The 18,945-nt window shown below is 46.2% G+C and carries 15 protein-coding genes and 2 tRNA genes; 3 read left to right on the forward strand and 14 right to left on the reverse strand.

Annotated elements, in window-relative coordinates; genetic code table 11:
* Window positions 1-79 precede the first annotated feature (79 nt).
* Together J2S36_RS02560 and J2S36_RS02565 are read left to right on the forward strand one after the other, a co-directional pair.
* Window positions 80-1,903, forward strand: a complete 1,824-nt coding sequence (locus J2S36_RS02560; RefSeq protein ID WP_309955215.1) for an ABC transporter ATP-binding protein — start codon at window positions 80-82, stop codon at window positions 1,901-1,903.
* Window positions 1,904-3,778: an ABC transporter ATP-binding protein gene (locus tag J2S36_RS02565; protein WP_309955216.1), complete on the forward strand. Its 1,875-nt coding sequence runs from the start codon at window positions 1,904-1,906 to the stop codon at window positions 3,776-3,778.
* Between the two features lie 82 nt (window positions 3,779-3,860).
* On the opposite strand, the gene J2S36_RS02570 is transcribed toward J2S36_RS02565, so the two are convergent.
* Complete coding sequence (locus J2S36_RS02570) at window positions 3,861-4,544, reverse strand: HAD hydrolase-like protein (RefSeq protein ID WP_309955218.1); 684 nt, start codon at window positions 4,542-4,544, stop codon at window positions 3,861-3,863.
* Window positions 4,545-4,636: 92 nt separating this feature from the next.
* Window positions 4,637-5,257 (reverse strand): L-threonylcarbamoyladenylate synthase, encoded by a 621-nt coding sequence (locus tag J2S36_RS02575; protein WP_309955220.1) that lies wholly within the window; start codon window positions 5,255-5,257, stop codon window positions 4,637-4,639.
* A gap of 212 nt (window positions 5,258-5,469) precedes the next feature.
* On the opposite strand from J2S36_RS02575, the gene J2S36_RS02580 reads away from it, so the two are divergent.
* On the forward strand, window positions 5,470-5,904 hold the full coding sequence (locus J2S36_RS02580; RefSeq protein WP_309955222.1) for a hypothetical protein: 435 nt from the start codon (window positions 5,470-5,472) through the stop codon (window positions 5,902-5,904).
* 286 nt (window positions 5,905-6,190) lie between these two features.
* Here J2S36_RS02580 and J2S36_RS02585 read toward each other — a convergent pair whose 3' ends face one another.
* The 12 genes from J2S36_RS02585 to J2S36_RS02640 form a co-directional block, all read right to left on the reverse strand.
* Complete coding sequence (locus J2S36_RS02585; RefSeq protein WP_309955224.1) at window positions 6,191-6,697, reverse strand: DUF3145 domain-containing protein; 507 nt, start codon at window positions 6,695-6,697, stop codon at window positions 6,191-6,193.
* Between the two features lie 163 nt (window positions 6,698-6,860).
* Window positions 6,861-7,352 (reverse strand): peptide deformylase, encoded by a 492-nt coding sequence (gene def, locus J2S36_RS02590; RefSeq protein WP_309955226.1) that lies wholly within the window; start codon window positions 7,350-7,352, stop codon window positions 6,861-6,863.
* Window positions 7,353-7,434: 82 nt separating this feature from the next.
* On the reverse strand, window positions 7,435-7,941 hold the full coding sequence (locus J2S36_RS02595; RefSeq protein ID WP_309955228.1) for a phosphoribosyltransferase: 507 nt from the start codon (window positions 7,939-7,941) through the stop codon (window positions 7,435-7,437).
* A gap of 238 nt (window positions 7,942-8,179) precedes the next feature.
* Window positions 8,180-8,251 (reverse strand) — tRNA-Asn (locus tag J2S36_RS02600).
* A 51-nt stretch (window positions 8,252-8,302) separates the two neighbouring features.
* Window positions 8,303-8,902 (reverse strand): hypothetical protein, encoded by a 600-nt coding sequence (locus J2S36_RS02605; protein ID WP_309955230.1) that lies wholly within the window; start codon window positions 8,900-8,902, stop codon window positions 8,303-8,305.
* A gap of 103 nt (window positions 8,903-9,005) precedes the next feature.
* The gene (locus J2S36_RS02610; RefSeq protein ID WP_309955233.1) at window positions 9,006-9,290 is read right to left on the reverse strand and encodes a hypothetical protein; all 285 of its coding nucleotides are present in this window, start codon (window positions 9,288-9,290) and stop codon (window positions 9,006-9,008) included.
* A 327-nt stretch (window positions 9,291-9,617) separates the two neighbouring features.
* Complete coding sequence (locus J2S36_RS02615) at window positions 9,618-12,002, reverse strand: LPXTG cell wall anchor domain-containing protein (protein WP_309955235.1); 2,385 nt, start codon at window positions 12,000-12,002, stop codon at window positions 9,618-9,620.
* Between the two features lie 418 nt (window positions 12,003-12,420).
* Window positions 12,421-12,494 (reverse strand) — tRNA-Ile (locus tag J2S36_RS02620).
* Between the two features lie 72 nt (window positions 12,495-12,566).
* A complete protein-coding gene (dnaG, locus tag J2S36_RS02625) occupies window positions 12,567-14,552 on the reverse strand; it encodes a DNA primase (protein ID WP_309955237.1) in 1,986 nt (661 codons plus the stop codon).
* Window positions 14,553-14,613: 61 nt separating this feature from the next.
* Window positions 14,614-15,885 (reverse strand): deoxyguanosinetriphosphate triphosphohydrolase, encoded by a 1,272-nt coding sequence (locus tag J2S36_RS02630; protein WP_309955239.1) that lies wholly within the window; start codon window positions 15,883-15,885, stop codon window positions 14,614-14,616.
* Window positions 15,886-15,969: 84 nt separating this feature from the next.
* Window positions 15,970-17,190: a tRNA dihydrouridine synthase DusB gene (gene dusB, locus J2S36_RS02635; RefSeq protein WP_309955241.1), complete on the reverse strand. Its 1,221-nt coding sequence runs from the start codon at window positions 17,188-17,190 to the stop codon at window positions 15,970-15,972.
* A 187-nt stretch (window positions 17,191-17,377) separates the two neighbouring features.
* Window positions 17,378-18,772, reverse strand: a complete 1,395-nt coding sequence (locus J2S36_RS02640; RefSeq protein WP_309955243.1) for a glycine--tRNA ligase — start codon at window positions 18,770-18,772, stop codon at window positions 17,378-17,380.
* Between the last annotated feature and the right edge of the window lie 173 nt (window positions 18,773-18,945).

Consider the following 18,945-nt stretch of genomic DNA (forward strand, 5'->3'; position numbering starts at 1 on the left):
TCTAAACATGAATTGAAAATGTAATAATTGAGGCTGTTATAAACTGATCTTTCATATTTTTCCAGAAGCGGATATTTACATGACTCTCTTTCGAATTGCAAAAGAATTTCTCCGATCTCAAAAAATCCCCATTGCGCTGCTACTGTTCTTTCAATTAATGCAAGTAGTGATGAATCTGGTCTTACCGGCAATCAATGCGCGCATTATTGATGAGGGCATCGTAGCAAAAAATTCGACATTGATTTGGCAGCAAGGTTTAGTCATGCTGCTTGTAACCGCGCTGCAAATTTCTTTTATGATTGGCGCCGCATACTATACTGCGCGGATCGCGATGGAACTTGGGCGCGATTTACGGCGTGATATTTTCACACGAGTACAGCATTTCCCGGCAACCGAGCAACATCATTTTGGCGCACCCACCTTGATTACACGCACCACTAATGACGTCACACAAGTACAGATGGTCGTAATGATGTGCTTTGCAATGCTGCTTTCAACTCCGCTAATGGGTGTGGGTGGTGTAGTAATGGCATTATCACAAGACGTGCAGCTTTCTGCATTGCTTCTGGTAGTGGTGCCATCGCTTGCAGCAATTATTACAGTAGTTGCAATAAAACTAATTCCGACGTATGAAATTACCCAATCACGGATCGACCGGCTCAATACGTTACTACGTGAGCAGCTCACAGGTGTGCGCGTGATTCGTGCTTTTGTAAAGCAAGATGTAAATGCGAAAAAATTTGATAAAGCGAATCACGCTTTACGCAAGATTTGGTTGAAAATCGGGTGGCTTTGGGCTTTCCTCTTTCCAGCTTCAATGCTGATCATTGGCGCAGCTTCAGCTTCGGTAGTATGGTTTGGCGGATTTCGGATCACATCTGGTCAAATGCAAGTGGGGACACTCACTGCATATATTTCGTATCTGATGATGATCAGTTTTTCTGCAATCATGGCAGGAATGATTGTGATGTTTTATCCGCGTGGAGAAATCTCGGCAAAACGCTTAGCCGAAATCCGCAATACGATCCCAAATATTGTTAGTCCAGAAAGGCCGCAAGAATTACCTGCCAAATCGCTTACTTTCACACTTGAGCATGTGACTTTGCAATATCCGGGGGCGGAGGAACCCGTCTTAGAAAATCTTTCGCTGCAGCTTACACCGGGAAAAACTGTGGGCGTAATTGGCGCTACAGGTTCTGGAAAATCATCACTTGTCAAGCTTTTTCCGCGGTTGATCGATGCTAGTGCAGGTCGGGTTTGCGTAAACGGGATCAGCGTACAGCATCTTGATCTGGCAAAATTGCGGGCAGCAATCGCACTCGTCCCGCAAAAAGCTTTTCTCTTCCGGGGCAATATTGCAAGTAATGTGGCTGGTATCGTGATGGAACCAGACGATATCGATGCGACAGCTGAAGAAAAGGCGCAAAAACAGGCAGAATTAATGCGGCGTATTGATTTACAAAGAGTGGAAACTGCATTAGCTGCTGCAGCGGCTACCGAATTTGTGGAAAAACTTACTGACGGGATTTTTTCGCCAGTCGAATCCGGTGGGCAAAATTTTTCGGGTGGGCAACGGCAACGCTTAACTATTGCGCGTGCAATCTATCGTTGTTTACCTGATAATTCAGGCAAACGTGCAGCGAGTTTACTTATTTTTGACGATTCGTTTTCCGCGCTCGATTTTGCTACTGATGCACGTTTGCGCCACAATTTGCGTAAGTATTTAGGCGATATTGCCGTCCTGATCATTGGGCAAAGGATTGCTACGATTCGTGATGCTGATGAAATTATTGTGCTTGAACACGGCAAGATCGATGCCCGTGGCACCCATACACAGTTACTTCAGAAAAACGCAATTTACCAGGAAATTGTGCAGTCGCAATTGCAACTAGAGGAGGCGTAAATGGCGCACAATTCATTTGACCCAACTGCCAAGTCGAAAGATTTGAAAGGCGCGCTCAAACGACTCGGGCGAATGCTGCGAAATGATTATCTCCGAATTGCGCTTATCACTTTCTTCCTGCTGATTTTTGCGATCGGCAATACAGCTGCCCCAATGTTACTTGGGCTCGCTACAAATGTGATTGTCGAAAGTGTAAAAACTGGGCAAGCTCTTGATTTTTCCTTCCTGGGAGTATTGGTCTTATGGGTGATTGCAGCGTATGCGGTTTCTTCCCTCGCCGATTTCATTGCCGGAATTTACATCCGGATCGTAGTGCAGGATCTCGGCTATCAATTGCGACGTAAAGCGCAGGAAAAAATCGATCGGCTCTCTCTGAGCTATATTGATTCCCATCAACGCGGTGATTTGATTTCCCGTGTCACCAACGACATCGATAATATCACGCAGACGCTGCTGCAAACTTTGAATAACGTACTGGCATCGGTCTTCATGATTATCGGTATTCTGGGGATGATGTTTTGGCTTTCATGGAGTCTTGCGCTATTTTCTTTAATCGTATTCCCGCTTGGAATGTATGCCCTGGTGAAAATTTTACGTAAATCGAAACCAGAATTTCGTGCGCAATGGAAGATGACGGGAGAAGTATCAGCGATTGTTGAAGAAAGTTTTGCCGGGCATGATGTGGTAAGCGCTTACGGGTTAGAAGACGATTTCGCAGCTGTCTTCGATAAATCGAATCAGAAACTGTTTGCTGCCGGATTCAAAGGGCATTTCTATTCACAACTTGCCATGCCGATCATGGGTTTTATTTCAAATCTTTCCTTCGTCATTATTGCAGTTTTTGGCGGATATTTAGCGCTCTCAGGGCGAATGTCGATCGGTGCGATCCAGGCTTTTATTCACTATTCGAAGCAGCTCAATTCGCCAATTTCCACGATCGCGCAAGTCGCGAATTTGATTCAATCTGGTGCAGCATCCTCGGAACGCATTTTTGAATTTCTTGATTCGGATGAAATGGAAGCAGATTTATTGGCAGTCAATTCTAGTAACACTGCCACCATCAAAGCTGCACAGGTTGAAAATAATGTTTCAGATCCACATTCTAATGCGATGCAAAAAGGAGCCATTAGCTTCAAAAATGTGAATTTTTCCTATGAATCAGGTAAACCGGTGATCAAAAATCTTTCCTTGATGGTCGAACCTGGGCAGCAAATTGCAATTGTTGGCCCAACCGGTGCAGGGAAAACTACACTCATCAATTTATTACTGCGTTTCTACGAAATTGATGCTGGGGAGATTCTCCTTGATGGTACTAATACTCGCACAATGGCGAAGAGCGATTTGCGCTCTCATATGGGGATCGTCTTACAGGATACCTGGCTTTTTGAAGGCACGATTCGCGAGAATTTAGCCTTTGGTGCTGATGATCCCAGCGACGAGCAAATTTTTGCGGCCGCAAAAGCTACCGGGATTGACCGGTTAATTCGCCAGCTACCAGAGGGTTATAACACGGTTCTCGATGCAGATGCTACCGTTCTTTCAGCCGGTGAAAAACAGCTGCTGACGATCGCGCGCGCCTATATTTCACAACCCGAAATTCTCATCCTTGACGAAGCCACATCATCAGTAGATACCCGCACTGAGATGCTCGTCCAAAATGCAATGAATCAGCTGCGTATCGGGCGTACATCATTTATCATCGCGCACCGTCTCTCCACGATCCGCGATGCTGATTTGATTATCGTCATGGTTGACGGGGATGTAGTTGAGCAAGGCACACACGATTCCTTACTTGCCGCAAAAGGCGCGTATGCAAAACTTTATCAGGCTCAATTTGCGGGTGCGGATAGCGTTCCTGGCACAACTGAAGAGTGATCAGAAAATCATGAATCAGTAATTTTCGAAACGCTGTGTGCCGTGTAATTCTTTTTCAAAATTACACGGCACACATGCTAATTCAAAGCGAATTTATTAACTGAATCAGTTCGGCTGGAGTATTCGCTATTGCCCAGGCTTGTGCACGCTCATCTTGCGAGGCTTTTCCCCATCCCACAAGAATTGTGCGCACCTGATGTTCTTTCGCGCCTGCGATATCATGAATCCGATCACCCACCATGACCACATCGGTGCGAAAACCAGTGGAATCAAGTTCTGGGGCGGGATCAATAATTTTCCGCTCAGTAAATCCTGCAAGCGCACTTTCGACCACTAATGCTTTACTGCTTAACCGCCCGTCAGCACTTGCACCATAAATTTCGGTGAAATAAGTTGATACTTCGGTATAATCACAGACTTCGATCGCATATTTCGTTTGCTTCGATGTTGCTACTCCAAGCGCATATCCTGCATCTACAAGCTGTGCTAAAAGCTCTTTTATGCCAGGGAATAACGGAGTTTGTGGCATTCGCTTGAGATACCGATCTCGATATTCCGCGATCCATTGTGGAATTTCATCTGGCTGTGCGCCTAAATCAGCAAAGCTCCAAGGTAGCGGCGGTCCAAGATACTTGTAAAAGCTCTCTACCGGAAGCTGTTTTCCAGTGCGTGCGAGGTACATTTCCTGCATTGAAGTGCTCACGATTTCGGCAGAATCAGTTACTGTGCCGTCAAGATCGAACAAAATCGCTTTTAGTTTTTTCATTTTCTGCTTTCGGATTTTACTTTCGGATCAGAACAAGCTGAGAACTGTACAGGTACAAAAAACTACACAGCCACTATGTTCTTTTTCAAATATCACTGAAACTGTGTAATATCGCCAGCGCCAGCGCGTGCAATCACTAATTCACCGGTACTAAAATCTAGTACACTCGTTGGCTCAGTTGAAACCACTGGCCCTTCAACAATGAAATCTAAGGCATGGGAGAGTTCGTCTTGGACTACCCATCCTGCGCTCATCGGCACAGATTCGCCAGGCAAAATCAGGGTGGAAGACTGGAGCGGCGCACCTAAAGTTTCCACAATAGCTTGCGTGATCGTATGCTTTGGAATCCGTACTCCGACGGTTGATTTCTTTGGGTTGAGCATTATTTTTGGCACTTCTTTTGTGCCTTTCAAAATGAAAGTGTAAGGTCCGGGTGTAAGTGTTTTGATCAGCCGGAAAAATGCATTGTCAATGATCACGAGTTTGCCTAGTTGCGCAAAATCGTGACACAGCAATGTAAAATGATGCCGTTCTCCAACTTGCCGAATCTGCCGGATCCGTTCGATTCCATCTTTATTCCCCAATGAGCAGACGATAGCATATCCAGAATCAGTTGGGATTGCGCCAATTTGCCCTTCACGAATCCGCTCAACGATCTTTTCCACATTGCGCGCCTGCGGGTTTTCTGGGTGCAGTTCAATGTAACGTGCCATTTTTCCTCCTAGTGTTAATTCTATCGTTATCTTTTGCTCGTCGCCTAGCTTCCAGCAGGGATGCTGTGCCGATGATAACTCATGCGCAGATCTTTTTGCTGCTTTGCTATCAGGAAGTAATCAAGATTTGAGCGTTTGTAATATTCCGTTATTACTTTTCGTCTGTTCGGAAATAATCTGAGAGATTATTGTGATTCAGGTAGGCTATCGTTATGGATATTTCGCAACTCTCCCCTACGGCACAAGTAGCATTGGCGCAAATTCGCGTCGCATTAGCTGAGATTTCACCAGAGATCCCTGAAACTGAAATTTATCCTGCAGCTAGGTTGGATTCAGATTTGCGGCTCGATTTAGTCTCAAAATGGGCATTGGCAGTGGAATTAGAACGTCTGACGAAAACTGAAATCAAAGATGCGGCTATTCACGCGGCAGTGGATGTAGAAGATTTCATGAATCTGATTGCTGATTCGCAAGTTACTCAAAAACTGGCGGCTGCAGAAGATCATGCTTCCCTTGCTGCATCGCAGAAGGCTGATGCAGCTTTGGGCAGTGCCGAACTATCTGCTACTAATGCAGATTTACCCGCCGATAATGCAAGTCAGCTCGCTACTGCCGCTGATCTTGCTGCTTTACTAGGAATCAAATAGCCTTTTGCTGCCTCAGTAGCACTTCTGAAATATTGCTGATTTGCTTCTTCATTGCCGATTTGTTTGTGCTGATTGAGCGCTTTGATTTATCTTCCCGCAGATTATTATCACGCTAAATCTGTGTTTTATGGTGCGCAGCCGCTGTTTACAGAGTCGGAGGAATCTCTGCCTAATCTGGCGGTCTGAGATGATGGGCGAAATACTGTGATTCTGCGGTGCCGAATTATCATTCGTCTTGGCAAATCGAATCGCTTATCTCAAGAGTGGATATCTCTACTTACCTTAATCAGCCTACGCGATGTAACCAGCGTATTGGAGCTCCGGCTCCCGCATAGCGGAATACTTCTAATTCGTCGTCCCATGCTTGCCCGAGTGCCACGTCTAAAAGACGCCGCAATTCGGCTGCATCTGAACCGGATTGTTCTAATGCGGCTCGGATTCTGTTTTCGGGCACCACAACGTTCCCAACCGAATCCGTCTGCGCGTAAAATATGCCTAGCCCGGGAGTGCATGACCAGCGACCACCGTCTGATATTGGTGTGGCTTCTTCAGTTACTTCAAAACGCAGATGCTCCCAACCGCCGAGTGCGGAGGCGAGCATTGCGCCAGTACCCACTTCACCCGTCCATGCCATTTCGCCACGATTCATTTGTGGAAGCGCTGGTTGTTTTGTCCAATCAATATGGACGGAGTATCCAAGCACACTTGATACCGCCCATTCAACATGTGGTTGAACAGCCGGGGTAACCGAGTGGATGAAAAGAATTCCACGTGCTGTATATTGTGTATTCACTGCTACCTCCTATTTGAGTGAAATTCCCCTTGACACTCAAGCTGAAGGAAGAGTAGCTAATTACAAGATAGCGTGAATTTGGGCAAGATGCATCTTTGTGACGCAACTTGGGCGAAGATCTAGATCTCGATATCCGGATGAATATTTTATTTAGCCCGTCCGATCAAAATCCGCGTTCACGAATTTCTCGCAGTGCCTTTTTCCGATCGGCACGCTTTAACCGGTCAATATAAATATGACCATCTAAATGATCTGTTTCGTGTTGGATCAGGCGAGCCCAGATTTCTTCACCTTCCAGCACGACTTTATTACCGTCTAAATCTGTCCCTTCACATTTTGCATACCAGGCACGTTCGCATGGATACCATAGTTCAGGCACGGAAAGGCAACCTTCATCTCCGTCTTGATATTCTTCAGTAGAAATATCAACGATTTCTGGGTTAAGAATGTATCCTTTTTTACCGTCAATATTGTAAGAGAAAGCACGCCATGACTGCCCAATTTGGTTTGCTGCTAAGCCTGCGCGCCCAGGTTCGTCAACCGTCTCCATTAAATCATCTACTAATGCCCGAATCCCCGGAGTAATTTCCATGATTGGTTTGCAGACGGTACGCAGAATCGGATCCCCAATAATTCTTATTTCACGATAAGCCATGAAATTATTATCGCATAGATTGACGACATCTCAGCAATCCCCAAACTATCATTTACGGGAATGCTGAGATATGGGCAGGAAATTATAAAACGCTTTTTGTTACTGGAGGCTGATCAGACCAAGGGAAGGAAATCCACTTATCTGTATCTTTCCAGGAATAGTCTGGAAGAATAATTGTTCGAGGCTTTGTATATAGCACAGCCGAGCGTACATTCGTATCGTATTGTGCCAGCAATTCGACCGTTAATTTTAAGGTGCGTCCAGAATCTGCTACGTCATCTACAAGCAGCACATTCTTTCCTTTGATCGAATCAATATCAAGCATCGGTGCAAGGAGAACTGGATCAGGCAAAGTTTGATGCACATCAGTGTAGAATTCAATATTTACCGCATCGGACAGTTTTACACCCAAAGCATAGGTTAGAGCTCCAGCAAGCACTAAGCCGCCGCGAGCAATCGCAACAACAATATCTGGAGTGAAATCAGAATCAACAATATTTTGTGCAAGTTCGCGAGAAGCATCGCCAAACGTTGTCCAAGTGAGAATTTCTTTGTCTGATACTTTTGAATTATCCGTAAAATAAGCCATGCTTAATTTTAACCTGCTTGGGTGAAGAATTATGTAAACAACGTGCCTTAGAATGAAGAGCTACCATTTCACCATTACTTCCATAAGTTAAAGCAGATTTAGTGCTATTTCAGTAACCACAACAAATATTTCTGTGACTTATGAGATGTAGCGAACAGATTTTCCATTTACCTCATACAATGGAGATATTTACAAAAAACGAAAAAGCCAAGCTCAAGGCTTGGCTTCTGTATTGCAGCTCCCGCGGTTGGATTCGAACCAACGACCGTCCGATTAACAGTCGGATGCTCTGCCACTGAGCTACGCGGGATTGACTTAATTACTTTAGCAAAAAATTTTGCATCGTCAAATTTCAGAGAGCTTATTTTTCTCCTTTGTGTGTATCGCCACAGTACAGAGCCGATTTCTCAGGTGTCTCCGGGAAAGTATTTTCCAGCGTAACAATCTCCAAACCGACCTCTTGCCGGAGCTCATTTTCAAAAGACAAGACAGAATTTGCATCTTCTTGCGATATTTCATGTGGAACATCTATTTGCGTAAAAAGTGTACCGTCCGCATTTCTCCGCACCTGCCCCGTCACTTTTTTACCAGAAGGCAATATTTGTGAAAGCTGACATACTAATGAATGCTCAACGCGTTCACGCACAATATGTAAAAATTTCTCACTATGATTCTCAGGAAGCTGGAAAATCAGTTCCGAAAACTGCGGATCAACAAAAGTGATTCTCAATTCGCAGCGCTCACTGACCCACCGCAATTTCGCAATATCAGCCCATTCGATTTTTTCACTGACGGACACGCCATTTTCTTGCCGGAAAATTTCGAAAGCATCAGCGGTAGCATCCAAAGTACCGAGCACTTTACCGTCATGGCTTAGATAATTGCTTGCAGCTAAAGAATGTACCGACGAAGAGCCTCGCAATAGATTCAACTTTGCACGCAAATTCCATTTTCTTCGCATCGCATTTGCCTTTCTCCAACGAGCAATTCCACAATAAAGCTTTACGCAGAACGAGATGGCTCCGCAAAGCTATCATAGACTAAGGAGAGCAGCATTTAGCGGATCAAATCCGTTGAGAATTAATTGTTTGCACAACGCAGACTTCATCACGCATTTCAGACATGCTTCGATCATGATGCTGCGCCCGCATATTTGCGCCTGCAAAATATCCAAGCGTAGCCAAAAGCAACCCGAATATGATGGCGATAATCATATTTCGCTTTTGCGCCCGCCGCAGACGCTCCAGATCTGCAGCAGACAAACCAGGTTGCGCCTGCTGATCGTCAACTATTCCGTCCGCTTGTTTCGTAAGTTCAATACCTTGCGGATCCACTTCTGATTCACTCATAGCGTTTACTCTAACAAATAGTTCTGCTACAAAATAAGCAACTAATTAAAAATTGCTGATAAAAATTATCTAAATCTCATAGTAAGTCTAACTACGCACTATTACCGCTTTATGTATCAGTTAAGAATCTCAAAATACTATTCTTTATTTGCTTGTGAGACGGATCGGTTTACTAGCAAGTTCAACTATAAGGGGTTTAGTAAATTCGTAGCTATTATCAATAGCAATAGTTAAAAAGAGATGGAGCATAATAAAATACTCCATCTCTTTTTAAGATATATCAGAGCTCATCCAGTGATTAAACACCTGAGTTCTCTTTACGAAAGTTTACTGCTCCTCTCGACGCTTCCGTGCTCCGAAAACCGAAAATAGTCCGGCTAGACCGAGAGCTGCTGCACCAAACAAACCATCCCGTTGATCCGCACCAGTTTGCGGCAGCTTCTCAGCAACTACAGAACTACCAGACTCATCTGCAAGCACTAACGCATCCGGCTTATCGACCAACTCAGCCCGACCACCAGTCTCCACCCCAACAGCATCCACATCAGTCGCACCACTCAACACCAACTCAGCCCGACCACCAGTCTCCACCCCAACAGCATCCACATCAGTCGCACCACTCAACACCAACTCAGCCCGACCACCAGTCTCCACCCCAACAGCATCCACATCAGTCGCACCACTCAACACCAACTCAGCCCGACCACCAGTCTCCACCCCAACAGCATCCACATCAGTCGCACCACTCAACACCAACTCAGCCCGACCACCAGTCTCCACCCCAACAGCATCCACATCAGTCGCACCACTCAACACCAACTCAGCCCGACCACCAGTCTCCACCCCAACAGCATCCACATCAGTCGCACCACTCAACACCAACTCAGCCCGACCACCAGTCTCCACCCCAACAGCATCCACATCAGTCGCACCACTCAACACCAACTCAGCCCGACCACCAGTCTCCACCCCAACAGCATCCACATCAGTCGCACCACTCAACACCAACTCAGCCCGACCACCAGTCTCCACCCCAACAGCATCCACATCAGTCGCACCACTCAACACCAACTCAGCCCGACCACCAGTCTCCACCCCAACAGCATCCACATCAGTCGCACCACTCAACACCAACTCAGCCCGACCACCAGTCTCCACCCCAACAGCATCCATGAATTTAGCGTCCCCAGATGAAGTTTCTGTTTGCCTTATTTCCCCAATAAATTTCTTGACGGGAACTTTTACAGAATTTCCCCCATCCGGATAAGTAATCGTAATATTATTCGGATCTACAGTTATTTTTGTGCTTGGAAAAGTTAGCAAAGTATTTTGCGGATTAGCCTTTTTCACTGCATCAATAATCCGAGCTTTATCTCCTGGAGTTAAGCTAGCCGAATCTAATACAACCACTTTCTCAGTTTCTTTTGGCAGCTTAATAGCTGGCGCCACAATCAATGTGCCAGCAAGCTTAACCGCGCTATTATCGTTCGCCTTAGCAGTAAAGCCAGCATCATCAGTAACAGCTACTTTCACATCATAATGCTTCGGGAAACCACCCTTCTTAGCAGCATCCTGCACTTCTTGTAACGTAAGTTCTTTATGCGGATTTTGCGGATCAACAAAGCTAAACTTTGCCTGACTTTGGAGCTTATTTTTTGGCGTGACATTATCAGATACATCAATTTTCGAGTTATTGAATTGTGTATCAAGCGAATCAGCCGTCGCAATATGTACACCACTACTCAGGCCAAGAGTCTTCCCCGTATTCGCTAAATCCACTACAGGAGCGCGAAGATCAACACCTTGAATCGTGATACTGTAATTTTTCGCAATATCTTTGAATTGGTAGATCATGGTGTGATGCCTAATTACGATCTCACCTTCATACTTAGCTCCACTGACTTCGTTGAATACTTTATCGCCGACGATCTTCTTTTCGATCGAGTTAAAACGCTCGTAGTTAGTTCCAACTAAATTTTCTTTATAATTCGTGTATCCGCTCTTTGAATAATAGACAACATCAATGGGCTCTCCGTTATGATTCTGAATCTCTTCAGCTCCTGACCACAAAAGCCCCTCCCCCTTATAGGGAAAATCTTTCACAACTATCTTTGCCCTGAAATAGTCACGTCCGTAATAAGTTGGGAGTTTCTTACTCTTTTCTTTATCTTTCGGAACTGCCTTAATCCGCTTCAGGATCTCTCCCATATCTAGGGTAGAAGCTGTGTTGAAATCGTAGTAGTACACATATTTTCCATCGGAGAGCTTCATGAAACCCGGATCAGTTTCCCGTCCAGAAACTTTCCCAACAGGCACACCATTCAAAGTGATATTTTCATCCCATTCAAGTTCATATAAATCAACATCTACGAACCTGGTATTTTCATTTTTGATTTGCTCTTTCCGTGACGGCGGGAAACCTCCATCTGGATCTGGCAGCTTTGCAGGAGCTGCAGCTCGTCTTCCTCGTTTCCTCGGTTGATTAGCAGGGCTTACAGTAAAACCATTTTCCAAGGATGCTGCCACCGCATTAACCGACTCTGCTGTCAAAACGTTTGCAGGATTTTCGACCGCCTTAGCCGAACCCGCCGGGATTCCAAGAGCAAACAAGCTTCCAAACATCGCCGATTTCACCCCAAGCTTTGTACACTTCGGGGAAACCTCAACCTTATGCCGTGCCCTATAAGTATCTTCATTACTCTTACCGAACATGAAAACAACCCTCCGTAAATTTGACTCCAACACACCCTAAAGGTATACAAGACGCTTAAAAGTCAATCTCTCTTTTCTTCTTCCCTCCCCTCCCCGAAGAGAACACTTAACTACCTGCAAGTAATTGACCTGCACTCCTGAAAGTAGATACAAACCAAAAATGTTGAAAACGAAGTTGTCAGCTATCGTATAAAACCCCGTCAATAAAGATCAATACCCGAAAAACATGCCAAACTTCACACGATATCTGACATAAACAACGGAAGAATCACAGCAAAATAAAACTTGCACCAGCCAAAACGGCTCAATTCGTAAAATATACAAGCAGCTAGATCAGCAAAAAATAACCCTAGCTCTCATTGAAAAAAGAAATATCCTTGCCGCACAATCTGTTGATTCGACAAGGATATTTACGAAGTGCCCCCACCAGGACTTGAACCCGGGACCAAGGAATTATGAGTTCCCTGCTCTAACCATCTGAGCTATGGGGGCGCGGTAGTAAAAAATACCTCTTCAAGGATAGCCTAAAGGTGAAACAAACACCGAATCTGAAAAATCACATTTTCAGGAATCGGCTTCAGAAAACATCCGTCTGCGCTCTTCAAGCTGCATTAAAATCGCAAAAAGTTCATCACGGCGCGGATCAGTTTCAGGCAGTCGATTCAGATCTGTGCGCACTTCCACAATCTGACGTACCAAGCCTTGCCGGATCAAAGCCATCATCACTCCCCGCACATACGCCCATAAATAATCTGGACGGTTCTCACGGATCGGCTCCACACTCAATTGCACTACAGCAGAACGCACTGGCTCAAACGCCTGCATCAGGATTTGCGCAAGAAACCATTTTTGCGCACGCTCCTGCGCCTGTGCCTCATTTACTCCTTGCTCAATCAGCCCAGCATAGTGCTGATTGAAAGCAGGAATACCACCCACGATCATGATTGCATCATGTACTGAACGATAAATCGGCGTGGTAAACACCTGCCCCGTCAGTTCACCAGCATTTGCCAAATTCGCCATTCCCGGAAACTGCAGCATGATTTGCAAAACTGAATGTTCGATCCGTTCCACTGGATCAGTAATCTCACCTAGTTCACGCAATACCGGATTTGCAGGAGTCAACCCCTCATTTTTTATGCCCTCACTCAGCTGCGCTGTAATTTGCGGCATCTGCCGCAAACCATCTTGGATTAAAGTCTGAACTTCACTTTGGACCGTTTCAACTTCCAAGCCGAGCCAACCAGCCAAGCGCAGCGCATATTGTGCCCGCAATACATGATCTTTAATATTTGCAATGACGGGAGCACCACCACGCAAAGCAGCTACCCGCCCTTCCATGCTATCAAGTGGAAATTGTGCCACCAGATTACGTAACACAAACTCAAAAAGCGGACGTCTACCCGCAATCATCTCACGCAGCTGTGCAGCACCATATTGCTGCCAAATATCTGCTGGATCAAGATTATTTGGTGCTACTGCAACAAATGTTTGTGCGCCAAAACTTGCATCCTGCTTAAAAGCGCGCATTGCAGCTTTTTGCCCAGCACTATCGCCGTCGAAAGTGAAAATCACTTCACCGCCAAACCCGCGACCATTTTGCAGCACCACACCGGCTGCAGTACCTTGCACATCGCCAATCAGCCGGCGCACGATTTTCGTATGTTCATCCCCAAAAGCCGTGCCGCATGTAGCCACTGTATTTGTGATCCCACTCAAATGCGCTGCCATCACATCCGTATAGCCTTCAACAATCACTATCTGACGTTGTGTAGAGATCTCCTTCTTCGCCAAATGTAAACCATAAAGTACCTGAGATTTTTTATAGATCGGAGTCTCTGGCGTATTTAGATACTTCGGCCCTTCTTCTGCATCATTTAATTTTCGCGCCCCAAAGCCAATCGGTTCGCCCGTAATTGAGAAAATTGGCCACATCACTCGTCCTCGAAACCGATCATAAGGTCCGCGATTACCGGTAGATACGAGTCCGGATACGGTGATCTCCTTTTCTGTAAAACCTTTTTTGCGCAACTCTCGCAACAGCCCATCCCAGGAATTTGGCGCATAACCGAGCTCAAAATGTGCGATGGCTTGCGCATCAAAACCACGTTGATGCAAAAAACTACGGGCACTTTCACCTTCACCTGCAGCTAACTGCGCCCGATAAAAATCTACAGCAATCCGATGTGCGTCTATTAAACGCGCACGATCAACCTCATTACTTTGTTCGCTGCGTTCACTTCCTTCTTCGTATTCGAGTGCTACACCAATTTTGCGAGCCAAAAATTCAACAGCTTGCGCAAAACCGATTGATTCAATCTCTTCAACGAATTTAAAAACGTCACCGCCAGCCCCGCAGCCAAAGCAATGCCATAAACCATTATGTACACTCACACTAAAAGAAGGGGTTTTTTCACCGTGGATCGGGCACAAACCTTTTAAGGCGCCAGTCCCGGCAGGCTTTAGCGCCACGTATTCGCCCACAATCTCATCTATCCGAGCACGCTCACGCACTTCGTCAATCACGGATTGTTTAATTTTGCCTGCCATTATCTGCCCTTCACTGCGATATCACTGCCTCGCCCTATTTTGGATCATAGTGTAATTTGTTTTAATTGCGGAGCATCCCACAATATCGTGCATGCCATGCCCGGGCAGACTGATCCGTGAGTGAAGCGATTTGGTCGATCACTACACGTTGCTTTTGGGCTTCATCTTCTGCACGACGCCAAAAATCGGAAAATACTGGTTCCAAACGTGTTGTGGGAGATTCCATGATCACATCATATAGATCAAATAGGATCGTCCGCTGATCATAATACACCGGCTCACTTTCACGCGGTTCCATCACGAAATAAACCGCTAAACCTTTCAAGAGCAAAATTTCATATTTCGTTGCTGACGGCATCACAATACTTGCATGATAGCGCGTTAAATTTCCGTCACCATATTCTGCTGTTGTCGCTTCAGTAATATCAAAAATAAAGCGCCCAATCAGATCAGAAGTAAAATCTTTCAACTGCGCCAAATCGCGGCTAGACCCAGTGAAACTATTGGGCCAAGCTTCCATTTGTGTGATCCGCTCAAAAGCATCTTCCAAGGCATTCGCATCATTGCCCGGATACCAGTGCATTGTGGCTGAGATAATTGCATCACGCAAATGCGTCGAATTTACCGCCGTGAAAATATCTGCAAATTTTAACGAATTTAACGCATGATGCACGATCGTATCTTCGACATCATGCACCGAATATGCGATGTCATCAGAAAAATCCATGATCTGTGCTTCAATACAGCGCGTTGTGCCGCGCTCTAAATGCGCCCAGTGAAAAAGATGTGCATCATCCTCATACGCACCAAATTTCTTAACATTCTTTTCCGTCGGTCCAGCACCGCGCCGCCACGGATATTTCAATACCGCATCAAGTGTTGCGCGGGTAAGATTTAGTCCGACCGGTTCACCATTAGGCGCAAAACGTTTTTGCTCAAGCTTTGAAAGTACCCGCAGTGTCTGCGCATTCCCTTCAAATCCGCCGCAAGCTTGCGCCAGCTCATCAAGAGCATATTCACCATTATGCCCAAAAGGAGGATGCCCAATATCGTGTGCTAAACAAGCCGTTTCCACAATATCTGGATCAGCCCCAAGATTCTTCGCCAAAGAGCGCCCTACTTGCGCCACTTCCAAGGAGTGTGTAAGACGAGTACGGATAAAATCGTCTTGCTCCGGACCGAGCACTTGTGTCTTTGCACCCAGGCGGCGCAATGCCGCTGAATGTAAGACGCGCGCGCGATCACGCTCAAAATCTGTGCGAGAGGCATTTTTTTCTCCTTCATCGACAAAACGCTGCCGATCTTCACTCGTGTATCCGTCTTGATAACTCATCTCGCCTCACACTCATCGCGATTTTTCACTGATATTTGCCATCACACAAATGACTTCGATTAGTAAACCTTGCCGTTCACAATTTTATCCGCCACTGATCCCAATCTCAGCTTCTTGAATTTTAGCTCTTTGTGCAGCAGATAATGTATGGCTTTCCAACCATTTATCAGGTAAATGCGGTCGTTTCGCAGTACCTGCCCGACCACGCGGGCCATGCGCCGCATCCGGATATTCTTGCTGCAAATCAAGTACATTCAACCGCTCCTGGAGTTCCGTCAGCGTAGAAACCAAGCCGAGTGCATGGCGTTGCTCTCCACCAACTGAAAATCCACGTAAATACCAAGCCATGTGCTTACGCATCTCCCGCAGCGCACGATTCTCATCACCGTTAAAATGATCAATCGATAATTCTGCATGCCGCAAAATAACTTGTGCAACCTGCGCCAGTGTGGGTTGATAGCAGCTTTGCGAACCGTGGAATGCTGCTGCTAAATCGTAAAATATCCACGGGCGCCCCTGGCATCCACGCCCGATTACTACACCAGCAGCACCAGTTTGTTCCAACATCGCCTTGGCATCGCTCACTTCAAAAATATCGCCGTTGCCAAATACGGGAATTTCGGCCTCGTTTTGCAAAATCGAAATCGCATCCCACCGTGCAAGCCCAGAATAATTCTGCGCGGTAGTACGCGCATGTAAGGTGAGCGCTGCAATCCCCTCCTCACGCGCAATTTTTGCAATATCCCGGTATGTTTCATGTTCTTCATCAATTCCAATCCGAATTTTTGCAGTGACGGGTACTGGCTTGCTCCGTCCGACAAGTGCGCTCGTTTCAGTAGCAGCGCGTACGGCTTGCGCCACCACTTCACGAAAGAGATCATGCTTCCACGGCAGTGCAGAACCACCGCCTTTGCGTGTTACTTTTGGTACCGGGCAACCAAAATTAAGATCAATATGGTCAGCAAGATCTTCACGAACCAGGATTTTTACAGCAGCAGCCACCACTTTCGGCTGCACTCCATAGAGCTGTACTGAACGTACAGGATCTTCCATATCTGGTTTCACCATATTCATGGTTTCAGGAATCCGCTCCACCAATGCGCGCGTGGTAATCATTTCGCATGTATAAAGACCAGCTGGCGCCACCAATCCTTGCGTGCGCACGGATGCAAGCTCTACCCCAGCAGCTTTCCCACCCATTTCTGCAAATTCGCGACAAAGCTGCCGAAATGGCGGATTCGTCACGCCCGCCATTGGCGCAAGCACCATCGGTGTAAGCAGGTTGATTTCCCCAATTTGAACCATAAGTCTCCAGATTTGATCTTCACCCCGCATTTCACTATGCATAGTTATGCAGAAATACAGAATTTTTCACACGCGATCGGTGATCGCGCAAACAAATACGCAATGACGGCCACCCAACTATGTTCTGTGTAACTATGAAATACTTGGATGACCGTCAATCTTAGGAATATTTTATCGCCGCTTGGATTCAGCAGCCAATGAGTTTACCTGCGAGATACGCTTCAACTTCTGCCACTGGGATCCGAATTTGTTCCATCGTATCGCGGTCACGAATCGTTACAGCCTGATCTTGAAGCGAATCAAAATCCACTGTAATACAGTACGGCGTGCCAATCTCGTCTTGCCGCCGATAGCGCCGGCCAACAGCCCCCGCATCATCAAAATCAATATTCCAGTGTTTGCGTAGTTTTGCAGCCAATTCACGCGCCATCGGCGAAAGCTGTTCAGAACGCGAAAGCGGAAGCACGGCTGCTTTTACTGGCGCTAACCGCGGATCAAGCTTGAGCACTACCCGCTTATCTACTCCACCTTTCGTATTTGGAGCTTCATCTTCACAATATGCTTCAACGAGGAATGCCATCATTGAACGGGTTAAACCAGCTGAAGGCTCAATCACGTATGGAATATAGCGTTCTCCGGAAGCCTGATCGAAATATTCAAGCTTCTTCCCGGATACTTCACTATGCGAGGAAAGATCAAAATCAGTACGATTGGCAATCCCTTCAAGTTCGCCAAATTCTGAATTTTGGAATCCGAAACGATATTCGATATCGACGGTACGTTTTGAATAGTGGGAAAGTTTTTCTTGTGGATGCTCATAAAGCCGCAGATTATCCCGGCTAATGCCAAGGTCTTCATACCATGCCAGACGGGCATCGATCCAATCTTGGTGCCATTGCTCGTCTTCACCTGGCTTCACGAAAAATTCGATTTCCATCTGTTCAAATTCACGGGTGCGGAAGATAAAGTTACCGGGAGTGATTTCATTGCGGAAAGACTTTCCGACCTGCCCGATGCCAAATGGTGGCTTTTTCCGCGATGTTGTAAGCACATTCAAGAAGTTTACAAAAATCCCCTGTGCTGTTTCTGGACGCAGGTAGTGCAAACCAGCTTCATCATCAACTGGCCCGAGGAAGGTCTTGAGCAAGCCGGAAAATGGCTTTGATTCAGTCCATTGCCCACGATTACCACAGTTTGGGCATGGCACTTCAGCCAAATCTACTGCATCTTCAGCAATGCCCTTTTTCTCAGCATATTCTTCCACTAATTGATCTTCGCGCAAACGCTTATGGCACGCCTGGCATTCGGTGAGCGGATCAGAGAAGGTAGCTACGTGACCAGATGCTACCCAAACATCACGCGGGAGGATCACCGAGGAATCTAAGCCAACCATATCTGCGCGTGCTGTTACATTTGTCCGCCACCACTGGCGCTTAATATTTTCTTTCAGCTCTACTCCGAGCGGACCATAATCCCAGGCCGAACGAGTACCGCCGTAAATTTCGCCACACGGAAATACAAAACCGCGGCGTTTTGCAAGTGAAATAACATTATCCAGACGGGACGGGGCGGGCTTGCCCATATTCTCTTCTCCTCAGTTTGTGCCGCTCGACTGCTTGCACATTACATCGCACTGAACGGCATATTTTCTGCTACTGGCGGTAGCAGTTTATTTCACCTCTCATTCTACGAAAGGGCTCCGTCTTTTCCGAAGTTCCAAATAGGGACTAAAAGGCATTATCAGTAGAGATACAT

Origin of the sequence: Arcanobacterium hippocoleae (assembly GCF_031456295.1) — a bacterium.
Taxonomy (GTDB): domain Bacteria; phylum Actinomycetota; class Actinomycetes; order Actinomycetales; family Actinomycetaceae; genus Arcanobacterium_A; species Arcanobacterium_A hippocoleae.